17 protein-coding genes, 2 pseudogenes and 1 riboswitch are annotated in these 18,582 nt (G+C 70.8%); of the genes and pseudogenes, 16 read left to right on the forward strand and 3 right to left on the reverse strand.

All coding sequences use genetic code 11. From position 1 onward, the window contains the following. Window positions 1–30 precede the first annotated feature (30 nt). The 3 genes and pseudogenes from A4R44_RS45285 to A4R44_RS04540 form a co-directional block, all read left to right on the forward strand. Window positions 31–837 (forward strand): annotated as a pseudogene (locus A4R44_RS45285) (D-cysteine desulfhydrase family protein); the annotation flags it as partial. Between the two features lie 142 nt (window positions 838–979). Further along, complete coding sequence (locus A4R44_RS04535) at window positions 980–1,657, forward strand: aspartate/glutamate racemase family protein (protein WP_095213180.1); 678 nt, start codon at window positions 980–982, stop codon at window positions 1,655–1,657. Between the two features lie 12 nt (window positions 1,658–1,669). Then, complete coding sequence (locus tag A4R44_RS04540; RefSeq protein WP_067576458.1) at window positions 1,670–2,608, forward strand: GNAT family N-acetyltransferase; 939 nt, start codon at window positions 1,670–1,672, stop codon at window positions 2,606–2,608. Here the strand turns inward: A4R44_RS04540 and A4R44_RS04545 are convergent. Next, window positions 2,595–3,725 (reverse strand): NAD(P)/FAD-dependent oxidoreductase, encoded by a 1,131-nt coding sequence (locus A4R44_RS04545; RefSeq protein ID WP_067576459.1) that lies wholly within the window; start codon window positions 3,723–3,725, stop codon window positions 2,595–2,597. The two genes, A4R44_RS04540 and A4R44_RS04545, sit on opposite strands and share 14 nt — an antisense overlap. A gap of 180 nt (window positions 3,726–3,905) precedes the next feature. Between A4R44_RS04545 and A4R44_RS04550 the strand changes: the two genes are divergently transcribed. From A4R44_RS04550 to A4R44_RS04600, 11 genes are all read left to right on the forward strand, one after another. After that, a complete protein-coding gene (locus A4R44_RS04550; RefSeq protein ID WP_067576460.1) occupies window positions 3,906–4,205 on the forward strand; it encodes an alkylmercury lyase in 300 nt (99 codons plus the stop codon). Window positions 4,206–4,320: 115 nt separating this feature from the next. After that, a complete protein-coding gene (locus A4R44_RS04555) occupies window positions 4,321–4,863 on the forward strand; it encodes a TetR/AcrR family transcriptional regulator (RefSeq protein WP_067576461.1) in 543 nt (180 codons plus the stop codon). Between the two features lie 188 nt (window positions 4,864–5,051). Then, entirely contained in the window at window positions 5,052–6,491 is a 1,440-nt protein-coding gene (locus tag A4R44_RS04560) for an aldehyde dehydrogenase family protein (RefSeq protein ID WP_067576462.1), read from the forward strand. Between the two features lie 24 nt (window positions 6,492–6,515). Continuing rightward, window positions 6,516–7,793, forward strand: coding sequence for an aspartate aminotransferase family protein (locus A4R44_RS04565; protein ID WP_067576463.1), 1,278 nt, complete (start codon window positions 6,516–6,518; stop codon window positions 7,791–7,793). Window positions 7,794–7,804: 11 nt separating this feature from the next. Then, complete coding sequence (locus tag A4R44_RS04570; RefSeq protein ID WP_067576464.1) at window positions 7,805–8,845, forward strand: extracellular solute-binding protein; 1,041 nt, start codon at window positions 7,805–7,807, stop codon at window positions 8,843–8,845. Beyond that, on the forward strand, window positions 8,821–9,723 hold the full coding sequence (locus A4R44_RS04575) for an ABC transporter permease (protein ID WP_232791494.1): 903 nt from the start codon (window positions 8,821–8,823) through the stop codon (window positions 9,721–9,723). Before A4R44_RS04570 ends, A4R44_RS04575 begins: the two co-directional genes overlap by 25 nt. Further along, window positions 9,716–10,534 (forward strand): ABC transporter permease, encoded by an 819-nt coding sequence (locus A4R44_RS04580; protein WP_093577259.1) that lies wholly within the window; start codon window positions 9,716–9,718, stop codon window positions 10,532–10,534. The genes A4R44_RS04575 and A4R44_RS04580 overlap by 8 nt, the downstream gene beginning before the upstream one ends. After that, window positions 10,531–11,556 (forward strand): ABC transporter ATP-binding protein, encoded by a 1,026-nt coding sequence (locus A4R44_RS04585; protein WP_067576465.1) that lies wholly within the window; start codon window positions 10,531–10,533, stop codon window positions 11,554–11,556. Before A4R44_RS04580 ends, A4R44_RS04585 begins: the two co-directional genes overlap by 4 nt. Then, on the forward strand, window positions 11,553–13,175 hold the full coding sequence (locus tag A4R44_RS04590; protein WP_067576466.1) for an amidohydrolase: 1,623 nt from the start codon (window positions 11,553–11,555) through the stop codon (window positions 13,173–13,175). The genes A4R44_RS04585 and A4R44_RS04590 overlap by 4 nt, the downstream gene beginning before the upstream one ends. A 6-nt stretch (window positions 13,176–13,181) precedes the next feature. Further along, on the forward strand, window positions 13,182–13,811 hold the full coding sequence (locus A4R44_RS04595) for a flavin reductase family protein (RefSeq protein WP_067576467.1): 630 nt from the start codon (window positions 13,182–13,184) through the stop codon (window positions 13,809–13,811). A 134-nt stretch (window positions 13,812–13,945) separates the two neighbouring features. After that, the gene (locus tag A4R44_RS04600; RefSeq protein WP_067576468.1) at window positions 13,946–14,611 is read left to right on the forward strand and encodes a DNA alkylation repair protein; all 666 of its coding nucleotides are present in this window, start codon (window positions 13,946–13,948) and stop codon (window positions 14,609–14,611) included. A gap of 231 nt (window positions 14,612–14,842) precedes the next feature. Here the strand turns inward: A4R44_RS04600 and A4R44_RS49995 are convergent. Both A4R44_RS49995 and A4R44_RS04610 read right to left on the reverse strand, forming a co-directional pair. Then, window positions 14,843–15,358: pseudogene (locus A4R44_RS49995) on the reverse strand (methyltransferase domain-containing protein); the annotation flags it as partial. A gap of 23 nt (window positions 15,359–15,381) precedes the next feature. Beyond that, window positions 15,382–15,813, reverse strand: a complete 432-nt coding sequence (locus A4R44_RS04610) for a hypothetical protein (protein ID WP_067576469.1) — start codon at window positions 15,811–15,813, stop codon at window positions 15,382–15,384. Between the two features lie 301 nt (window positions 15,814–16,114). Then, a riboswitch (cobalamin riboswitch) is annotated at window positions 16,115–16,234 on the forward strand. 104 nt (window positions 16,235–16,338) lie between these two features. Here A4R44_RS04610 and A4R44_RS04615 point away from each other — a divergent pair. Then, complete coding sequence (locus tag A4R44_RS04615; RefSeq protein ID WP_067576470.1) at window positions 16,339–17,859, forward strand: ABC transporter substrate-binding protein; 1,521 nt, start codon at window positions 16,339–16,341, stop codon at window positions 17,857–17,859. Next, window positions 17,856–18,582, forward strand: a 727-nt coding sequence (locus A4R44_RS04620) for a trans-aconitate 2-methyltransferase (RefSeq protein WP_067576647.1), incomplete at its 3' end; no start/stop codon positions are given. The genes A4R44_RS04615 and A4R44_RS04620, both read left to right, overlap by 4 nt.

An 18,582-nucleotide genomic window follows, 5' to 3' on the forward strand; every position in this document is an offset into this window, starting at 1 on the left:
GGTGGACAGCGGCCGGGCACGGGAGCCACGATGGCGTCCGTGGTACAGACGACGCGCTTCGCCCGCTTCCCGCTCGGACACTTCCCGACCCCGCTCGAACCGCTGGACCGGCTCACCGCGCGGCTGCGCGAACGGCGCCGGGACGTACCGGACCTCTGGATCAAACGCGACGATTGCACTGGTTTGGCGACCGGCGGCAACAAGACGCGCAAGCTGGAATTCCTCGTCGGCGACGCGCTCGCGCAGGGTGCCGACACGCTGATCACCCAAGGCGCGACGCAGTCCAACCACGCCCGGCAGACCGCCGCGGCCGCCGCACGCGCCGGGCTGGCCTGCAAACTGCTGCTGGAACAACGGCAGGTGCGCGACGAGGAGTACGAGAACTCCGGCAACGTGTTCCTCGACGAACTGCTCGGCGCGGAGATCGTGGACCGGGTGCCGGCCGGGACCGAGATGGCAGCGGCGATGGAAGACGTGGCCGCGAAGCTGCGCGCGGAGGGACGACGGCCGTACGTGATCCCGGGCGGCGGGTCGAATCCGATCGGCGCTCTCGGGTATGTCCAGTGCGCGCTGGAACTGGACGCCGCGCCGGTTCCGGTCGACTGGGTCGTGCACGCGACCGGCAGCACCGGCACGCAGGCCGGGCTCGTCGCCGGATTGCGCGCGGCGCACAGTCCCGCCCTGGTGCTCGGCGTCAGCGTGCGGCAGCCGGAAGCACGGCAGATCGACGCGGTGCACGGGCTGGCCCGCCGGACGGCGGAGCTGATCGGGGCCGAGGTTTCCCGCGACGACGTGCTGGTGGACGACCGCTGGGTCGGCGAGGGCTACGGTGTGCCGACCCAGTCCATGGTGGACGCGGTGCGGCTGCTCGCCGAGACCGAAGGCATCCTGCTNAAGGCCGGTTCGCCGCGACCGACCGCGTCGTCTTCGTGCACACCGGCGGCGTCGCCGGGCTGTTCGGCTACCGGTCCGCGTTCACGTGATCGCGGGCATTCTCGGCGGGATGGGTCCCGCGGCGACCGCGGAGTTCTACGCGAAGCTGATCGCGCGCACGGTCGCGGAGCGCGACCAAGACCACCTCCGGGTGGCGATCTGGGCGGATCCGAGGGTGCCGGACCGGGTCGCGGCGGTTCTCGACGGGAGCACCGATCCGTATCCGGCGTTGCTCGCCGGTGCGGAAAAACTGCGCGATCTCGGCGCGTCCGTGATCGCCATTCCCTGCCACACCGCGCATTTCTTCCTGCCCCGGCTGGTCGCGGACAGCGGGGTGAGGTTCGCGGACATGATCGCGGAAACGGCGGAATTCCTCGCCGGAAGGACGGGTCCGGTCGGACTGCTCGGCACTCGCGGGACGATCGCCGCCCGGCTGTACCAATGGCGAGTGCCCGAGGTCGAGTGGGCAGTGCCGTCCGAGACGGGGCAGCGGGAAACCGACGCGGCGGTGGCGGCGGTGAAACGCGGCGACTTGACCGCGGGAGCGGCGCATTTCGAGCGGGCGCTGGCGGACGTCGACGCGCCGTTGTCGGTGCTGGCGTGCACGGAACTCCCGTTGGTGGCGGGGAAGGCGAGCGGCGTGCTGGACCCGACGGACCTGCTCGCCGACGCGGTGATCCGCGACTGCGGCGGAAAACCGGTCGACGGCGGGCCGTTCGCCTGACAGAGTCCGGCCATGACCGATCTGCTGACCGCCGCGGACGTGCTGCTCATGCAGGAGCTCGCGCAGCGGATCGCCGCCGTGCGCCCGGAGCTCGTCAACAGCGACGCCTCCTACGGCGAGCTGGCCTGGAACTGGGGCAAAGGGCATGCCGCACAGGGCGCGAGCTGGGTCCGCCGGCTGTGGTTCGCCGGCGACGACCTCGTCGCGTGGGGCTGGGCGCAACTGCCCCGGAGCGTGCGGCTCAACGACGGCTCGGTCAACGACGTCACCGGTGCTTACCTGGCGTATCAGGTCCATCCCGGCCACGCCGGACTGGCCGACGAGGTGATCGACTGGTTCGACGCCACCGCGGACGGACTCGAACGCACCGTGCTTCCCGGAGCGGCCGACAAGTTCGGCCTGGAACGCTGGGCAGCGCACGGCTACCGCCCCGATCCGGAGGGCCTCGGCGAGACCGGGTCCTGGACGCAGCTGAACGAACGAGATCTCGAGGTGCTCGAAACGCCGGTGCTGCCGGACGGATTCCGCTTCCGCACCGCCGCCGAGGCCGGACCGGAGGCGGCTGTCCAGGCTCATGTGGCCGCCTGGGGCGTGACCGCGTACACGCTGGAAGGTTACGAGGGCGTCCGCGCGACCCCGGCGTATCGCAGTGACCTGCATATCCTGGTCGAAGCGCCGGACGCGACGATGGCGGCGTCGACGATCATGTGGTGGGACGAGGCGAACAAGACCGTCGAGTTCGAGCCGGTCGGCACCCATCCGGATTACCGGCGGCTCGGGCTGGGCCGCGCGATGCTGTTGCACGGCATGGACCGCGCGCGGGCGGCCGGAGCTGCCCACGCGACGGTTGCATGCCTCGGCGCGCCCGGACATCCGTCGGCGCGGGGGCTCTATTACAGCGTCGGGTTCCGTGCGGTTTCCCGGGACGTGCCGTTGCTCAAGCCTGCGTGAGCGGGGGCTGGCCCATCCGCAGCGCGCCGAATTTCGCGGACGTCCGGACCGCGTCGAAGCCGTAGCTGATCATCGCGGTCTCGTAGTCGCGCAGCGCCGGGAGGAGATCGGTCTCGGTGAGCTTCGCGGCGAGCAGCTCGGCGTCGCGCAGGGCGGTGTTCGCGCCGACGCCGACCGCTGGGCTCATCGCGTGGATCGCGTCGCCGAGCAGGGTCACCGGCGTGGTCGGCCACGGTTCGATCGGCACGCTGGTGCGCAGGAAGACGGGGAACAGCGTCTCGGGATCGGCGAGGGCCAGCAGCTCGCCGGCCTTCGGATTCCACTTACGAGCCAAGGAAACCGTCATGTCCCGCAACTCAAGGCCGGTCGCGGCGCGGAGTTCGACGTCGGAGTACGGCAGCAGTTCGGTGCGGGCGGCGAGCAGGCACATCACGTAGTCGCCGGTGTCGGTGAGGCCTGGCAGCGGCGCCGGACGCCGGGGGTGGACCGGCGCGATGCCGATGTGCTGGTGGTCCGGGCCGAACAGCCCGCGGTAGATCCCGAACCACTCGTCGGGGATCAGTCCGGCGGTGTCGCGGGTGAGCGGGAAGCGGCCGTACATGATGCGCACGCCGGTGTCCATTACGCGTGCGTGCGGCAGGTATTGGCGTCGTATCACGGAATTCGCCCCGTCGGCGGCGACCAGGACGTCAGCGGACGCGGTCGATCCGTCGGCGAAGGTCGCGGTGACGGCGTCGTCCAGGCGGTAGCCGGTGCACTCGCGGCCGAACTCGACGACGCCGTCCAGCCCGTGCAGGAGGATCTCGCGCAGCGTGCGGCGGTTGATCGAGACATCGCGCTCGACAGGTTCCTCCGGCGGCGTCCCGTTGAGATAGCTGGTGCGCGAAGGCGTCGAACTGGCGTCCCAGACCGCTCGGCTGAGCGGCGCGGGAAGCAGCCGGTCGAGCGCGTCGAGGCCGTTCGGGTCGAGCCGCAGGCGATATCCCCGCAACCGGCCGAGCGGGGACAGGTCACGTTCGCAGACTGTGACCTCAACCCCGGCGCGGTGCAATCCCTGAGCGAGCGCGAGTCCGCCGACGCCGGCGCCGATGATCAGGACGCGAAGGTTTCCGGGCACAGCGAATTCCCCTTCTGGATACGGAACGAGGGGACGTGCTGGACGCACCGGAAAGGTGCGGGTACGAGCGCGGCGCGCCGCCCGGACTGCCCACCGGGCCGTGGCTTTCGACGTCCTTGGCCACCATAGCTTTTTCCGGAAGCGGATTGTCAAGGGCCGATTTCGGCCTACGCTGGGGTCATGTGCGCGGCCGGGCCGGAGATCCGCGGGACGCGGGTGGAACTGCTGAGCGCCCCGGGCTGCCCGAACGCCGAGGCGGCCCGGTCGCTGGCGGCCGGGTGCCTCGCCGAGAGCGGCCTCGGCGCGGCGGTCGTCGAACGCGTCGGCCGCTACCGCTCGCCGACGATTCTGGTCGACGGGGTCGACGTGATGGGCACGCCTGAGCCGGTCGCGGGGGACGCCTGCCGCCTCGACGTGCCGACCCGGGAGCGAATGCTCGCCGCCTTGGCCGCCGCCGCATCGGCGGCCGGGAAAGCCTGACCGGAAGCCGCCGCGGCTCGCGAGTTGTCTTCGGGGCGCCCGTCGCCCTGGTTCACATTACAAATGTAATGTAGCGTGGACGCGACCCCAGCCGGACGAAGCCGAGGAGGTGCGGATGAGCCGGTCCACAACCGCGGACGACCCGACCGGGACGAAGCTCGCCCTGCGCCGGGCGGCGGTCGGCGTGGTCGCTTCCGACGGGCTGCGCGGCCTCACCTACCGCGCGGTCGCGCGCGCGGCGGGCTGCACCACCGGCGCGGTCCAGCACCATTTCTCCTCGATCGACGACCTCCTCCAGTCCTCTTTGGACCTGGTGCTGGAGGAGAGCGCGGAAAACGGCCTGATCGGCGCCCGCACCGGCGTCTACGCGGACGGTCCCGAGGTGCGTCAGCGGTTCCGGGACAGCGCGGACCTGCAAGTGTTCCAGTACCAGCTGGTCGTGGAAGCGGCGCGGCGGCCCGAATTGCGGCCGGTCGTGCGAAGGCTCTACGACGGCTATCTCGCCGCGGTCGGCAAGGAACTGGCGGCCGACGGCGGGCTGGCCCAGCTCGTGTTCTACGCCCTCGACGGAATGTTCCTGCACCAGGCGGCGGATCCGGACGTCGATCCGGGCCCGGCGCTCGAAGCCCTGCGCGGCCTGCTCGCGGCCGCGCGTTAACCGAACCCGTACTCCCGCCCCGGCTGCGCCCGACGCCGCCGGGGTCGAAGTGTTGCCGGATACCGTTGCACCGCAAGAACTTCCCACTGTCCTTTCCGGAATTTCGCCGCCGCTCAGGTGTTGACTTAATCAACACCATGGGGTCAGACTCGGCGCATCCCGAACCGCCGACCCGAAAGGCGTACCCGATGCCCGACACCGCCGCCGCGACCCTGCTGATCGACGGCCGCTGGCAGTCCGCCCCGGCGACGTTCGACGTCGTCGACCCCGCGAGCCTCGCCGTCCTCGGCCAGGCCGCCGACGCGGGGCCCGAACAGGCGCGCGACGCACTGGCCGCGGCCGCGCGCGCGGCCCGCGAATGGGCGGACACCGACCCGGAGACCCGCAGCGGCCACCTGCGCGCCGCCGCCGCCGGAATCCGTGCGCGGCAAGGCGAACTGGCCGCGTTGCTCAGCCGCGAGAACGGGAAACCGCTCGCCGAGGCGAACGGCGAACTGGCCGGGGCCGCCCGGATGCTGGAGTGGGCCGCCGAGGAGGGCCGCCGCGCGTACGGCCGGGTCACCCCGGCGAACGCGGCCGGCCCCGGGCTCGTGCTGCGCGCGCCGGTCGGCCCGGTACTCGCGATCACGCCGTGGAATTTCCCGGCCAGCATGCTGATCCGCAAGATCGGGCTCGCGCTCGCGGCAGGCTGCCCGGTCATCGCGAAACCGGCCGAGCAGACCCCGCTGATCGCGACCGCGCTGCTGGAAATCGTGCAGGACACCGGTGTGCCCGGCGGCGTGCTGCAGTCGCTGACCACCACCCGGCCCGCCGACCTCGTCGGAGCACTGCTGGCCGACCGGCGGCTGCGCAAGGTCAGCTTCACCGGTTCCACCGAGGTCGGACTGGGCCTGCTGCGCCAGACCGGCGACATCCTCCGCCGCACGTCGCTCGAAATGGGCGGGCACTCGCCGGCGATCGTGTTCGAGGACGCCGATCTCGAAGCCGCCGCGGCGGGCGTCGTCACCGGGAAGTTCTTCAACGCCGGGCAGAGCTGCACCGCGGTGAACCGGTTGTACGTCCACGAAAGTGTCCGCGACGACCTGCTTTCCTTGATCGAAAAGAAAACCGCCGCGCTGAAGGTCGGCCGGGGCGACGCCGAAGGCACCCACGTCGGGCCGCTGATCGACGAGGCCGGGCTGGCGAAGGTGGAGAACCAGGTCGCGGACGCGGTCGGCAAGGGCGCGCGCGTGCTCGTCGGCGGCAACCGGTGGACGGATTCCGCGCTGCCGGGCCATTTCTTCGAACCCACCGTGCTGGACGGCGTCACCCCGGACATGCTCATCAGCCGCGAGGAAACGTTCGGCCCGGTGCTCGCGGTGTCGGCCTTCGGCACCGACGACGAGGCCGTCGAACTGGCCAACTCCACCGATTACGGCCTCGCCGCCTACGTGTTCGGCGCCGACCTGCGCCGCATCTGGCGCACGCTCGACCGGCTCGATTTCGGCGTGCTCGGCGTCAACGACCCGGCCCCGGTGCGTCCGGAACTTCCCTTCGGCGGCCAGAAGAACTCCGGCCAGGAACGCGAAGGCGGGGCCGAAGGCATCGAGGCCTACACCGAGACCAAAGCCGTCGCTCTGCGGTTCTGAACCGCTCCCCGAAAGGAATCCGCGTTGACCACCGCTGACCTCGCCGCCGCCGACCGGCGCACCCTCATCCACCCGCACACCGTCATCGGCGATCCGGCCGAACCGCTCCTCCTCGACCGCGGCGAGGGCGCGCTGCTGTGGGACACCGACGGCAACCAGTACCTCGACGGCACCTGCGGCCTCTGGCAGTGCCCGGTCGGCCACGGCCGCGCCGAACTCGCCGACGTCGCCGCCGAGCAGATCCGCAAGCTGGAGTTCTACTCGTCCTTCGGCGACTACTCCAATGAACCGTCGATCCGGCTCGCCGAACGCCTCCTGTCGCTCGCCCCGGCCGGCCTGGAACGCGTTTTCCTCACCAACGGCGGTTCGGAGGGCAACGAAACCGCGATCAAGCTCGCTCGCCTCGCCTTCCATCACGCCGGTTCGCCGGAGCGCACGGTGGTGCTGGCGCGGCACGGCGGCTACCACGGCATGGGCGGCGCCTCGCTGGCCGCGACCGGGATCGAGGGCCTGCGCGCCGGGTACGGCCCGTTGCTGCCGGATGTCGAATGGCTCGGCAAACCGCACGGCATCGAGCACGGTCCGGACGCGACCGGCATTCTGGTGGCGGAGCTGGAGAAGCGCATCGAGGAGATCGGCGCGCACCGGATCGCCGCGTTCATCGGGGAACCGGTGCTCGGCGTCGGCGGGATGGTTCCGCCGCCGGAGGGCTACTGGCCGCGGGTGCAGGAAGTCCTGCGGCGACACGGAATCCTGCTGATCGTGGACGAGATCGTCACCGCGTTCGGCCGCACCGGGCACTGGTTCGGCAGCGAGCGCTTCGGCGTCGAACCGGACATGATCGTCACCGCGAAGGGGCTCACCAGCGGGTACATTCCGATGGGTGCGGTCCTCATTGGATCGAGGGTGCTGGAACTCGCCGAAGGCGCGACGTTCCTGCACGGTTTCACCTACAACGGCCACCCGGTCGGGTCGGCGGTCGCGCTGGCGAACCTGGATCTCATCGAAAAGGAGAACCTGCTCGAACGCGCCACCGTCCTCGGCGCCCGGCTGCGCGCGCGGCTCGACCCGCTCGCCGAGCTGCCGCACGTGCGCGAGGTCCGCGGCGTCGGCCTGATGCTCGGCATCGAGTTCGCCGACCGGCCCACCGCGCCGGTGCAGGCGGGCTGCCGCGCGGACGGCGTGGTGGTCCGCGCGTCCGGGACCAGCATCGTGCTGTCCCCGCCGCTGGTGATCACCGAGGACCAGATCGACACGTTGGCCGACGTGCTGGGCAAGCACGTCGCCGCCGCGGCGAGCTGAACGGAGGAGCCATGAGACGCCGGATACCGACGCTGTTGTCCGCCGCGCTTCTGCTCACCACCGCCGGCTGCGCGATTTCCGAGGGCGGCCCGAACTCGCTCGTGTTCGCCTCCTACGGCCAGGGCGCGTACCAGGCGGGCCAGCGCGCCGCGTGGCTCGACCCGTACGAGCAGCAGACCGGGACCACGGTCACCATCGACGGCCCGTCGAGCAACGCCAAGCTCAAGGCGATGGTCGAGGCGGGGAAGGTGACCTGGGACGTCGTCGACACCGACGCGTCCGCCGCCGCCGCGGTGTGCGGGAGCCTGCTCGAACCCGTCGACATGGGCGCGCAGGCCGCCGGGTTCCCGGAGGGCTCGCTCACCGATTGCGGGGTGCCGGACGCCTTCTTCGGCATGATGCTGATGTACGACTCGAAGGTCTACGGCAAGCATCCGCCGGCGAAACTCGCGGACTTCTTCGACCCGAAGCAGTTCCCCGGCCGCCGCATCATCTACGGCGGCGACCCGAGCGTCGGCACCATCGAGGCGGCGCTGCTGGCCGACGGCGTGCCGCGCGACAAGCTGTACCCGCTGGACATGCGCCGCGCGCTGCGGATGTACGACCGGATCCGGCCGCAGCTGGCCATCAGCAGCACCTACGGCGACCAGCAGCAGCGGATGGCGGGCGGCCAGGCGGACATGGCGCTGATCGTCAGCGCGCGGGCGTTCTCGCTGCTCAAGGCGGGGGCGACGAACTGGAAGGTGGTGCCGGACATCCCGGTGCCGGTGACCTGGGACGTACTCGTGGTGCCGAAGGGGACGGCGCGCGCCGAGGAGGCGAAGAAGCTCATCCGCTTCGCCTCGCAACCGGCGCAAGCGGCGGACTTCGCCGCGCGGGCGGGCGTGGGACCGGCCAACACGGCCGCCCCCGCCGCCCGTTCGGAGATCGGCCGCCAGCTCGACATCTGGGGCGAGGGCAAGGAGGACCTGCGCGTGCTCAGCAATGTGCGCTATTGGGCGGCGAACCGGCCCGAGCTGGTGAAGGCGTGGTCGGATTGGACGACCGGATGACCGCCGTGGCGACCCGCGTGCCTGCTGTGCGCCGCGCCGGGTCCGAAAAACGGCGGACTTCGTGGCTGCTGCTGCCCGCCGCGGCAGTGGTGCTGGTGTTCTTCTTCTACCCGCTCGCCGTGATCCTGTGGCGGAGCTTCACCGAACCGTCGTTCGGGGCCGGCAATTACCTGGCGGTGCTCGGCGACGAGGTGCAGATCCGCGTGCTGCTGCGGACCTTGCGGACCGCGCTGATCATCACCGTGGCCACGCTCGTCATCGCCTATCCCTACGCCTACGCGATGACGCTCGTCGGCCGTCGCGCGAGGTCGGTGCTGACGCTGCTGGTGCTGATGCCGTTCTGGACCAGCCTGATGGCGCGAAACTTCGCCTGGTACGTGCTCGAACAGCGCGGCGGCGTCATCGACCGGGTGCTGTCGGCGATCGGCATCGACGGGGTCGTGCTGCTGGGATCGGTGGCCGGGGTGACGGTCGCGATGGTGCAGGTGATGCTGCCGTTCATGGTGCTGCCGCTGCAAAGTTCGATGCTGAGCATCGACCGCAGCCTGCTGCACGCGGCGGGCAGCCTCGGCGCGCGGCGTCCGGTCGCGTTCCTGCGGGTGTACGTGCCGCTGTCGATGCCGGGCGTGCTGGCCGGGGTGTCGGTGGTGTTCATCATGTCGCTGGGCTTCTACATCACCCCGGCGCTGCTCGGCACGCCGCAGCAGGCGCTGGTCGCGCAGGTGATCGGCACTCAGGTCAACGACCTGCTGGACTTCGCGGGCGCCGGCGCGCTCGGGACGATCCTGCTGGTCGTCACGCTCGTGGTGCTCGCCGTGCTCAGCCGCGTGGCCGCGCCGCTGGGCACCAGCGCGGCTGGAGGTGCCGGCCGTGGCTGACAATCCGTCCATCAGCAGGGCCGCCGCGGTCCGGCAGCGGAGCCTCGGCTGGGGCCTGCGCGTGTGGGTCGTCCTCGTCGCCTTCGTGCTCGTCGCGCCGACGCTCGTGGTGATCCCGATGAGCTTCGGCGCGGGCTCGACCTTCGAGTTCCCGCCGAAGGACTGGTCGTGGCACTGGTACGCGGAGTTCTTCACCAGCAAGCAATGGCTGGCCGCGCTGGCGAATTCGGTGCAGGTCGGGGTGCTCGCCGCGCTGCTGGCGACCGTGCTCGGCGTGGCGGCCGCGCTGGCGCTCGACCGGATGGGCCGGGGCAAGGGCGTCGTCCGGCAGCTGCTGATGGCTCCGATGATCCTGCCCGGCATCGTGGTGGCGGTCGCGATCTACGGCGTTTTCCTGCGCTGGCAGCTGAACGGCACGATGCTCGGCTTCGTGCTGGCGCACGCGGTGCTCGGACTGCCGTTCGTGCTCACCTCGGTGCGGACCAGCCTCGCCGGGTACGACCCGACCATGGAGAAAGCGGCGGCCAGCCTCGGCGCGCCTCGGTTCGCGACACTGCGCAAGGTCGTGCTTCCGATCATCGCGCCCGGCGTGCTGTCCGGCTTCGTGTTCGCCTTCGCCACGTCGTTCGACGAGGTCGTGGTGGCGTTGTTCCTGCAGACGCCCGCGATCAAGACGCTGCCGGTGAAAATGTACGAATCGATCGTGCTGGAAATCGACCCGACGATCGCCGCCGCGTCGAGCCTGATCGTCGTGTTCACCACCATCCTGCTGTTCGTCCCCGCCGTTCTGCGCCGAAAAGAGCACTCATGACTGACGGAATCGCGACCGCACACGTGACGAAGGCCTACCCCGGCGTCGACCGGCCCGCCGTGGACGACGTTTCGCTGCACATCGCCGACGGCGAGTTCATGACCTTCCTCGGCCCGTCCGGTTCGGGCAAGACGACCATGCTGTCGATGATCGCCGGGTTCACCCCGCTCACGTCCGGGTCGATCACGGTGGACGGTCAGGAGATCTCGCGGCTCAAACCGCACCGGCGGAATCTCGGCGTGGTTTTCCAGCAGTACGCGCTGTTTCCGCACATGTCGGTGGCGCGCAATGTCGCTTTCGGACTGACCCAGCGCAAGGTGCCGAAGCCCGAGATCGCGCGGCGGGTGGCCGAGGTGCTGGAGCTGGTCGGGCTGTCGGCGGTGCGGGATCGGTTGCCGCGCCAGCTTTCCGGCGGCCAGCAGCAGCGCGTCGCTTTGGCGCGGGCGGTGGTGTACGAACCGCGTGCGTTGCTCATGGACGAGCCGTTGGGCGCGCTGGACAAGAAGCTGCGCGACCAGTTGCAGCGCGAGATCGCGCGGATGCACCGGGAATTGGGCATGACGTTCCTCTTCGTGACGCACGATCAGCAGGAGGCGCTTACGTTGTCGGACCGGATCGCAGTGTTCAACGACGGCCGGATCGAACAGGTCGGCACGCCGGAGGAGTTGTACGAGCGGCCGGAAACGTTGTTCGTCGCGCAGTTCGTCGGGGAGTCCAATGCGCTGTCGCTGACGCCGGGGGAGGTGACGATCGTGCGGCCGGAACGCCTGACCCTGCACAGTTCCGCGGATCCGGTCCCGAGCGGACACCAGCGGGCGAGCGCGCGGGTGACCGACATCGTGTACGTCGGCGACCACACGCGGATTTGGTTGCGGTATTCCGACGGCGCGCGCGGTTGTGCGGTGCTGACCGCCGGAGTCGCGCACGAGCATCGGCCGGGAGACGAGGTGATCGTGGCCTGGCATCCAGAACATCAGGCCGTGGTGCCGAGCGGCGACGTTCCGGAATTGGCGGCGGTATGACTGAGGATGTGCTGCTGCGCGGCGGCGTGGTCCGGACGTTCGATCCGGTAGCCGGAACTGCCTCCGCGGTGCTGGTGTCGGACGGCCGGATCGCCGCGGTCGGCGACGACGAGACGGTTTCCGCCGCGGCCGCACCGGATGCGCGGATCGTCGAGCTGGCGGGCCGGACTGTCCTTCCCGGACTGAACGACGCGCATGTGCACCTGGCCTTCCACGCCGCCGCCGGTCCGGAGTTCTGTGTGGACCTTTCGGCCGCCGCGGATCTTTCCGCGGTAGCCCGTGCGCTGGCCGAGGCGCCGCCGGGGGAGTGGATCGTCGGCCGCGGCTGGCGGGAAACGACGATCGCCGAATTCGCCGACGGCCGAGGGGCGCCCACCCGCGCCTGGCTGGACGGTGTGACCGGCACGCGGCCTGCCGTGCTGCATCACGCGTCGTCGCACGAGGTATGGGCGAACAGCGCGGCGCTGGACCGGGCCGGAATCACCGCGGCGACGCCGGATCCGGAAGCCGGGGAGATCGTGCGGGACGCCGCGGGCGAACCGACCGGGGTCCTGGTGGAGAGCGCGCAGGAACTGGTCGCTTCGCTGGTGCCGAAGCCGAGCCGGTCGGTCCGGCTGGATTCGATCGTGCGCGGCATGGAACGGCTGAACGCCCTCGGGATGACCAGCGTGACCGACCCGATCGTCCCGCCGGACCTGTGGCGGGACTACCGGGACCTGCACGCCGCGGGCCGGCTGCGGATGCGGATCACCGCGCTGCTGCACTGGAACTGGCCGTCGCCGACGACGTCCGCCGCCTCGCTGGCGCGGCTGCTGGACGAGACGGACTTCTCGGTCGGCGACGACCTGCTGCGGATCGGCGGCATCAAACTGTTCGCCGACGGAGTGCCGACGCACTGCACCGCGTGGATGCACTCGCCGTACCCGTCCGGCGGGCACGGCAGCCTGGTGACCTTCGGCCCCGACGACGACGCGCGCGTGCGCGAGCTGCACGAACTGATCCTGGCCGCGCACGTCCGGCGGGTGCGCGTGCAAGTCCACGTGACCGGGGACCGGGCCGCGGACGCGGTCGTCGACGCGATCGAGGCGGCCCAGGAGGTCGACCCCTGGCCGGCGGCCCGGCACGCGCTGATCCACGGCACTTTCCTGTCCTCCGCCGTGCTTTCCCGCCTGGCTCGGTCCGGCATCGGAGTCATCACCAGCTCGCTGATGCGCACCTACAGCGGCCCGTCGATGGTCCGCGTGCTGGGCGAGGAGAGATGGGCCGGCGCCTTCCCCGCGCGGGCCCTGCTGGACCACGGCGTGGTGGTCGCCGACAGCTCGGACGCCCCGGTGACCGTGCCGGACTGGCGCCGCGGCGTCGCGACCTTCACCGGTTCGCCCGGCCCGAACGCCTTCTCCGCCGTGGCCAGCCCGCTCACCAGGGAGGAGGCACTGCGCTTGTGGACGACCGGCCCGGCTTGGCTCGAACACGCGGAGTCTGCCAAGGGAACGCTCAGTGTCGGCTCGCTCGCCGACCTGGCGGTCTTCGCCCACGATCCGGTCACCGCCGCGGGCCCGGAGTTGCTGAGCGTACGGTCGGAACTGACCATGCTCGGAGGGCGGGTAGTGACAGAGTGAGGTTTCGTGTACAGCAGCAATACCGACGCTGACCGCGGCGCTTTCGTGTGGATGGTGAAGAACGCCGTCGTCCCGCGGCCGATCGCGTGGGTGAGCACGGTGGACGGCGCGGGGGTGCGGAACCTCGCGCCGTTCAGCTACTTCGCGCCGCTGACCATGGACCCGCCGACGGTGCTGTTCTCGATTTCGGAAGCGCCGAAGGACACTTTGGCCAATATCGAGGCCCGCGGCGAGTTCGCGATCACGATAGCGCTGAGCGGCCAGGAGGAACTGGTCGCGCGCACTGCGTCCACAGTGGACTCGTCGGTGGACGAAGCCGAGCACGTCGGATTGTCGTGGACGCCCGGGGTGCGGATCGCCGTGCCCCATCCCGCCGGGGCCGGCCCGAGCCTGGAATGCACGCTGGTGAAGATCGAGGAGTTCCGGGGCTCGCACCTGGTCTTCGGCGAGGTGGCCGGGGTAGCGGTGGACGACCGGTTGCTGCGTCCGGACGGACGGCTGGACCAGGACGTGTACCAGCCGGTGGGCCGCATGGGCGGCGCGACGTTCACCCGGGTGGACAACTGGGTGCGGGTGCCGATTCCCGCTCCGGAGGAGTTCCTCGCCGATGCTCGGCATCCCGACTGGCGTACTTGACCCCGCTGACCGTCGGTGCGGGGAACCCTGCGGGAATCAGATTCCCGCAGGGTTCCCCGCACGACCGAAAAGCTGGCTGAGCCACCTCGAACCCGTATGCTCGGCGCTGTCCGCACCTGAGCAGGGAGGTTCCTGTGGCCGAAGCAACCCTCTCCGGGGTCCTCGACCGGCTCGCCGAGCTTCACGACCCCAAAATCCGGGCGGTCAACGAGAACCACGGCGACGACCACAGCGTCAACCTCGCCAAGCTCCGCGCCCTCGCGAAAGAACTCAAAGCCCAACCCGTCCTGGCCGGCGAACTCTGGCGGACCGGCGACAGCAACGCCCGCCTTCTCGCGCTCCTCCTCGCCCGGCCGAAGCAGTTCGACCGGGACGACCTCGACCGGATGCTGCGCGAGGCGGGCACCCCCAAGGTCCACGACTGGCTCCTCGCGAACATCGTCAGGAAAAGCCGCCACGCCGAGGACCTCCGCGCGGCCTGGCTCGAAGACCCCGACCCGGTGGTGGCGAGCGCGGGCTGGGCGCTCGCCGCGGACCGCGTCGCCAAGAAGCCCGGCGGGCTCGACCTCGACCGGCTTCTCGACGTCATCGAAGCCGAGATGAAAGCCGCCCCGGAGCGGTTGCAGTGGGCGATGAACCACTGCCTCGCCCAGATCGGCATCGAAAACCCCGGCCTGCGCGCCCGTGCGATCGGCATCGGCGAGCGGCTGGGCGTGCTCAAGGACTATCCGACGCCGCCGAACTGCACCTCGCCGTACGCGCCGGTGTGGATCGCGGAGATGGTCAAGCGGCGGGCTTGACGAAAACCCCGACGAACACCATGCTCGCGGCCAGAAACGGCCCCGCGGCGAGCGTCGCCAGCCACTCGTCCCCGGCGGCCCGCTCCAGCTGGCCCGCTCGCACCGCGCGCTCGGTGTTCCGATCTTGTCCGCGGTCCCGAAATCGCGGAACACCGGCGCCTCGACCGAAACGTCGAGCACCTCGAACCCCGCGCCCGCCGCGAACCGCGCCAGGGAACGGCCGGCAGTCGCGTTCCGGACCATCGTCGAGCACACGAACCGGTTGAACGCGCGGTTCGTCGAGCGCTCCCCGGGATCGACCACCAGACTGTCCCAGTCCGGTTCGGCCACGCACGCCGGCCCGCCCGGTCGCAGGACCCGGCGCGGTTCGGCGAAAACCGCGGCGGGATCGGCGACGTGCTGCACCATCCGGTCCGTCCGCGCCCGGTCCGCGCCGGCGTCCTCCAGCGGCAGCGCTTGCGCATCGGCCAGCCGGACCGAAACCTGCGGCACGGAAGAGACCCGCCGCCCTGCCTCCTCGACCATCCCCGGCTCGGTGTCGACTCCGGCGACCCAACCCGCGGCACCCACCGCTTCGGCCATCGCGGGCAGGTCGGTGCCGGGACCGCAGCCGACATCCGGCACGGTCAGGCCGGGCCGCAGATCCAGCCCGGCCAGCACGTGCCGTTTGTAGTCGCGCCCGGCTTCGGCCACGCGAGCGTAATAGTCGACTTTGCCCGGTCGCGGAACTCCGAAAGTCTCGGCCATGTCTTCGAATGAACCAGAAAGGCTCAGCTCTCGGCGAGCGCGATGAAGCTGGTCCAGTCCGGATCGGGCAAGCCGAGCCGCGCACCGGCTTCGGCGAGGGCGGAAGCCGCGGAATCGAGGAACCAGGACGCGGTCAGCACCATCTTCGCCGCGGCAGCGGGATCGCGGCGGACGCCTTCGGGAGTGAGGTCCTGCGCCTTGAGCGTATGGACGGCGGAGTCGAGCAGCCGGGCGACCAGGCTGTACGCGTTCGCCGCTTCGGTGGTGCGCGTCAGCGCCCGGAACCGCGGGCGGGCGGCTTCGACGAGATCGGCGACCAGCAGGGAGCGCAGCCGCGGCCCTGTGCTCGCCCAGCCATCCGGACAGCCGCTGGTACCGCTCGAACCGGCTGCGCAGGGCGGTGATCTCGGCTGGCTCGGATCCGCCTTCCCCCTTCCATGAAGGGTCGCGACCACCGCAGATCGACGCAGCCGAGCGCACCGTGCGCGGGATCGAGCCGGTCGGGCGCCGGACTGTCCGGCCATCGGGCGCCCAGCAGCTCCAAGGCGTTGGAATCGCCGCCGACTCCCGAGTTCGAAGCACCGAGCGGTAGCGCTCGTGCTCGCGGTGAACGCGCGCCACCCGCACGTATCCGGCCAGTTCCGGCGGCGACGGTCCGTCGCTCACCCTCCGGTGCCCCTTTCGTCCGGTCCCCCGGGAAATGCTGCTCGGCCGGGACCCGCGAGGTGAGATTTCGCACGAACCGCGCGGAAGGTGACCGCACCGCCTAGGGTGTGGCGCACGTGGAGGGAAGACCGGTGCGATTCCGGAGCTGCCCCGCAACTGTGAGGCTCGCCGAGCCGAAGCCAGATACCTCCGCGGGATCCACTGATCGGCCGGCGCCACGCGGATTTGGCCAGGCCGGGGAGCCGCCGCGGCACGCGGGCGGCGCTTCGTCCTGTTCTCCTCCTTCCGGCGCCGGCCCGGCGCGAGGGAGTCTCATGACCGGATCCGCAGGGCTGAGCAGGCGCGGGTTCCTGCTGGGCGCCACGGGCGTGCTGGCGGCCGGGTGCGGCGGCCGGCAAGCAGGCGGCGGCACCGGGATCGACACGTTTTCCGCTGTGCTCAAAGGGTCCGGCACCGACGAACGGCTCGATCCGGGCACCAGTCACCTGTTCATCGACGAGGCGCGGCTGAAAGCCCTGTACGACGGGCTGTTCGAGGTCGACGACACGATGCGGCCGGTGCCGCGGCTCGCCCGCGCCGCCGAGCCGAACGCCGACGGCACCCGCTGGCGGCTCTCGCTGCGCGACGCGCGCTGGCACGACGGCGCGAAGTTCACCTCCGCCGACGTGCTGTACACGCTGTCGCGGGTGCTCGGCCCGCCTGGCCCGCAGCCGTTCATCGCCGCCGCGACGCTGGACCTGGTCGACCTTTCGCAGTCGCGCGAGGTGGACGATCAGACGGTGGAGATCGCGCTCAAGCAACCGTCGTTCGAGTTCTTGACCGCGCTTTCCGCCTACGGCACCAGAATCGTCCGCAACGGCACGAAGGACTTCAAGCATCCGATCGGCACCGGTCCGTTCCGCTTCGAGTCGTTCCGGCCCGGTCGCGAGATGGCGGCGACCGCGTACGACGATTACTGGGACGGTGCGCCGAAGATCCGCCGGTTGCGCGTCCTCAGCGCGGAGAACGACGCCCGCCCGGCCGCGGTGCGCAGCGGTCAGGCCGATTTCGCCGACGACCTGACCCCGGCCGCGGCGAAAACGCTGCGCGCGGCGGACGGGATCGACGTGCGTTCCGCGGCGCACAGCGGCATCTACTACTTCGCGATGAAAACCGACCGGCCGCCCTTCGACAACCCGGACGTCCGGCGGGCGATGATGCGGATGGTCGATCGCGAGGAACTGGTGAAGGTCGCGTTGCAGGGCGAGGGCGAGGTCGCGAACGACGTGTTCGGGAAAGGCTTCGAGTACTACGCCGACCTTCCCCCGCACACTTACGATCCGGACGAGGCGAAAGCGCTGCTGCGCGAAGCCGGCGCGCAGAACCTGGCCTTCGAGCTGTTCACCGCGCCGGCCGCGGCCGGATTCGTGGAGGCGGCGAATCTCTTCGCCGAACAAGCCAAACGCAGCGGAGTGACGGTCAAGGTCCGGGTCGGCTCCGGCGACACCTATTACTCCGAAGCTCTGAAGACCGGGGAGCTCACCATGGGCCAGTCCGGGCCGTTGCCGATCCCGAACCACTTCGCGTCGCGATTGCTCGGCAACGCGCCGCAGAACCGCACCAACTGGCACGATCCGGAATTCGACGCGCTGTACCGCCAGGCGCTTTCCACCGCGAAACAGCCGGACCGCGCCGCGCTCTACCGCCGGATGCACGAGATCCTCCACGACCGCGGCGGATTCGTGTTCTGGGGCAACTCGACCTGGAACAGCGCCGCCTCCGCGAAGTACCGCGGAATTCCCGCCGGAGTGCCCAATTCGCTGAACTGGGTCCGATTCGACAAGGTGACCCGATGACCGTCCTCACCGAAGACCGCGCCCGCTACTGGCTGGACCGCTGGGACCGGCAGCAGGAGTTCTACCTGCCCGACCGCGAGGAGCGGTTCGCGGTGCTCGGCGACGTGCTGGCCGAGCTGGTCCCGCGCGAAGACCCGCTGATCGTGGACCTCGGCGTGGGTCCCGGTTCGCTCGCGACCCGGCTGCTGGCCCGGTTCCCCGGCGCGCGGGTGGTCGGAGCGGACGCCGACCCGCTGCTGCTCGGACTCGCGGATCTCGCGTACGGCAGCGACCGGTTCCGCACCGTCACCACGGATCTGCGCGAGCGCGGCTGGTACGAGGCGCTCGAACTCGACCGCGCACCCGACGCGTTCGTCAGCACGACCGCACTGCACTGGATGAACCGCGCGCCGTTGCGCGACCTGCTGGCCGTGTGCGGTGAAGTCCTCGCTCCCGGCGGGGTTTTCGTCAACGGCGACCACCTCTACGAGGGCGACGCCGGACCGCGGCTCGACACCTTGACCCGCGCGCTGACGAAGCGGCGCGCGGCCCGGGCCGGAGTGGCGCGCGACGAGGATTGGGCCGCGTGGTGGCAGGCCGTCGAAGCCGCGCCCGAGCTGGCCGGTCTGGTCGCGCGGCGGGCCGGCGGGTTCGCGCACGAGGTGACCGACCGCCCGTCCGTGCAAGATTACCTGGCTTTCCTGCGCGAGGCCGGATTCGCCGAGGCCGGCACGGTGTGGCAGG

This window comes from Amycolatopsis sp. M39 (genome assembly GCF_001651785.1).
GTDB lineage: Bacteria > Actinomycetota > Actinomycetes > Mycobacteriales > Pseudonocardiaceae > Amycolatopsis > Amycolatopsis rubida.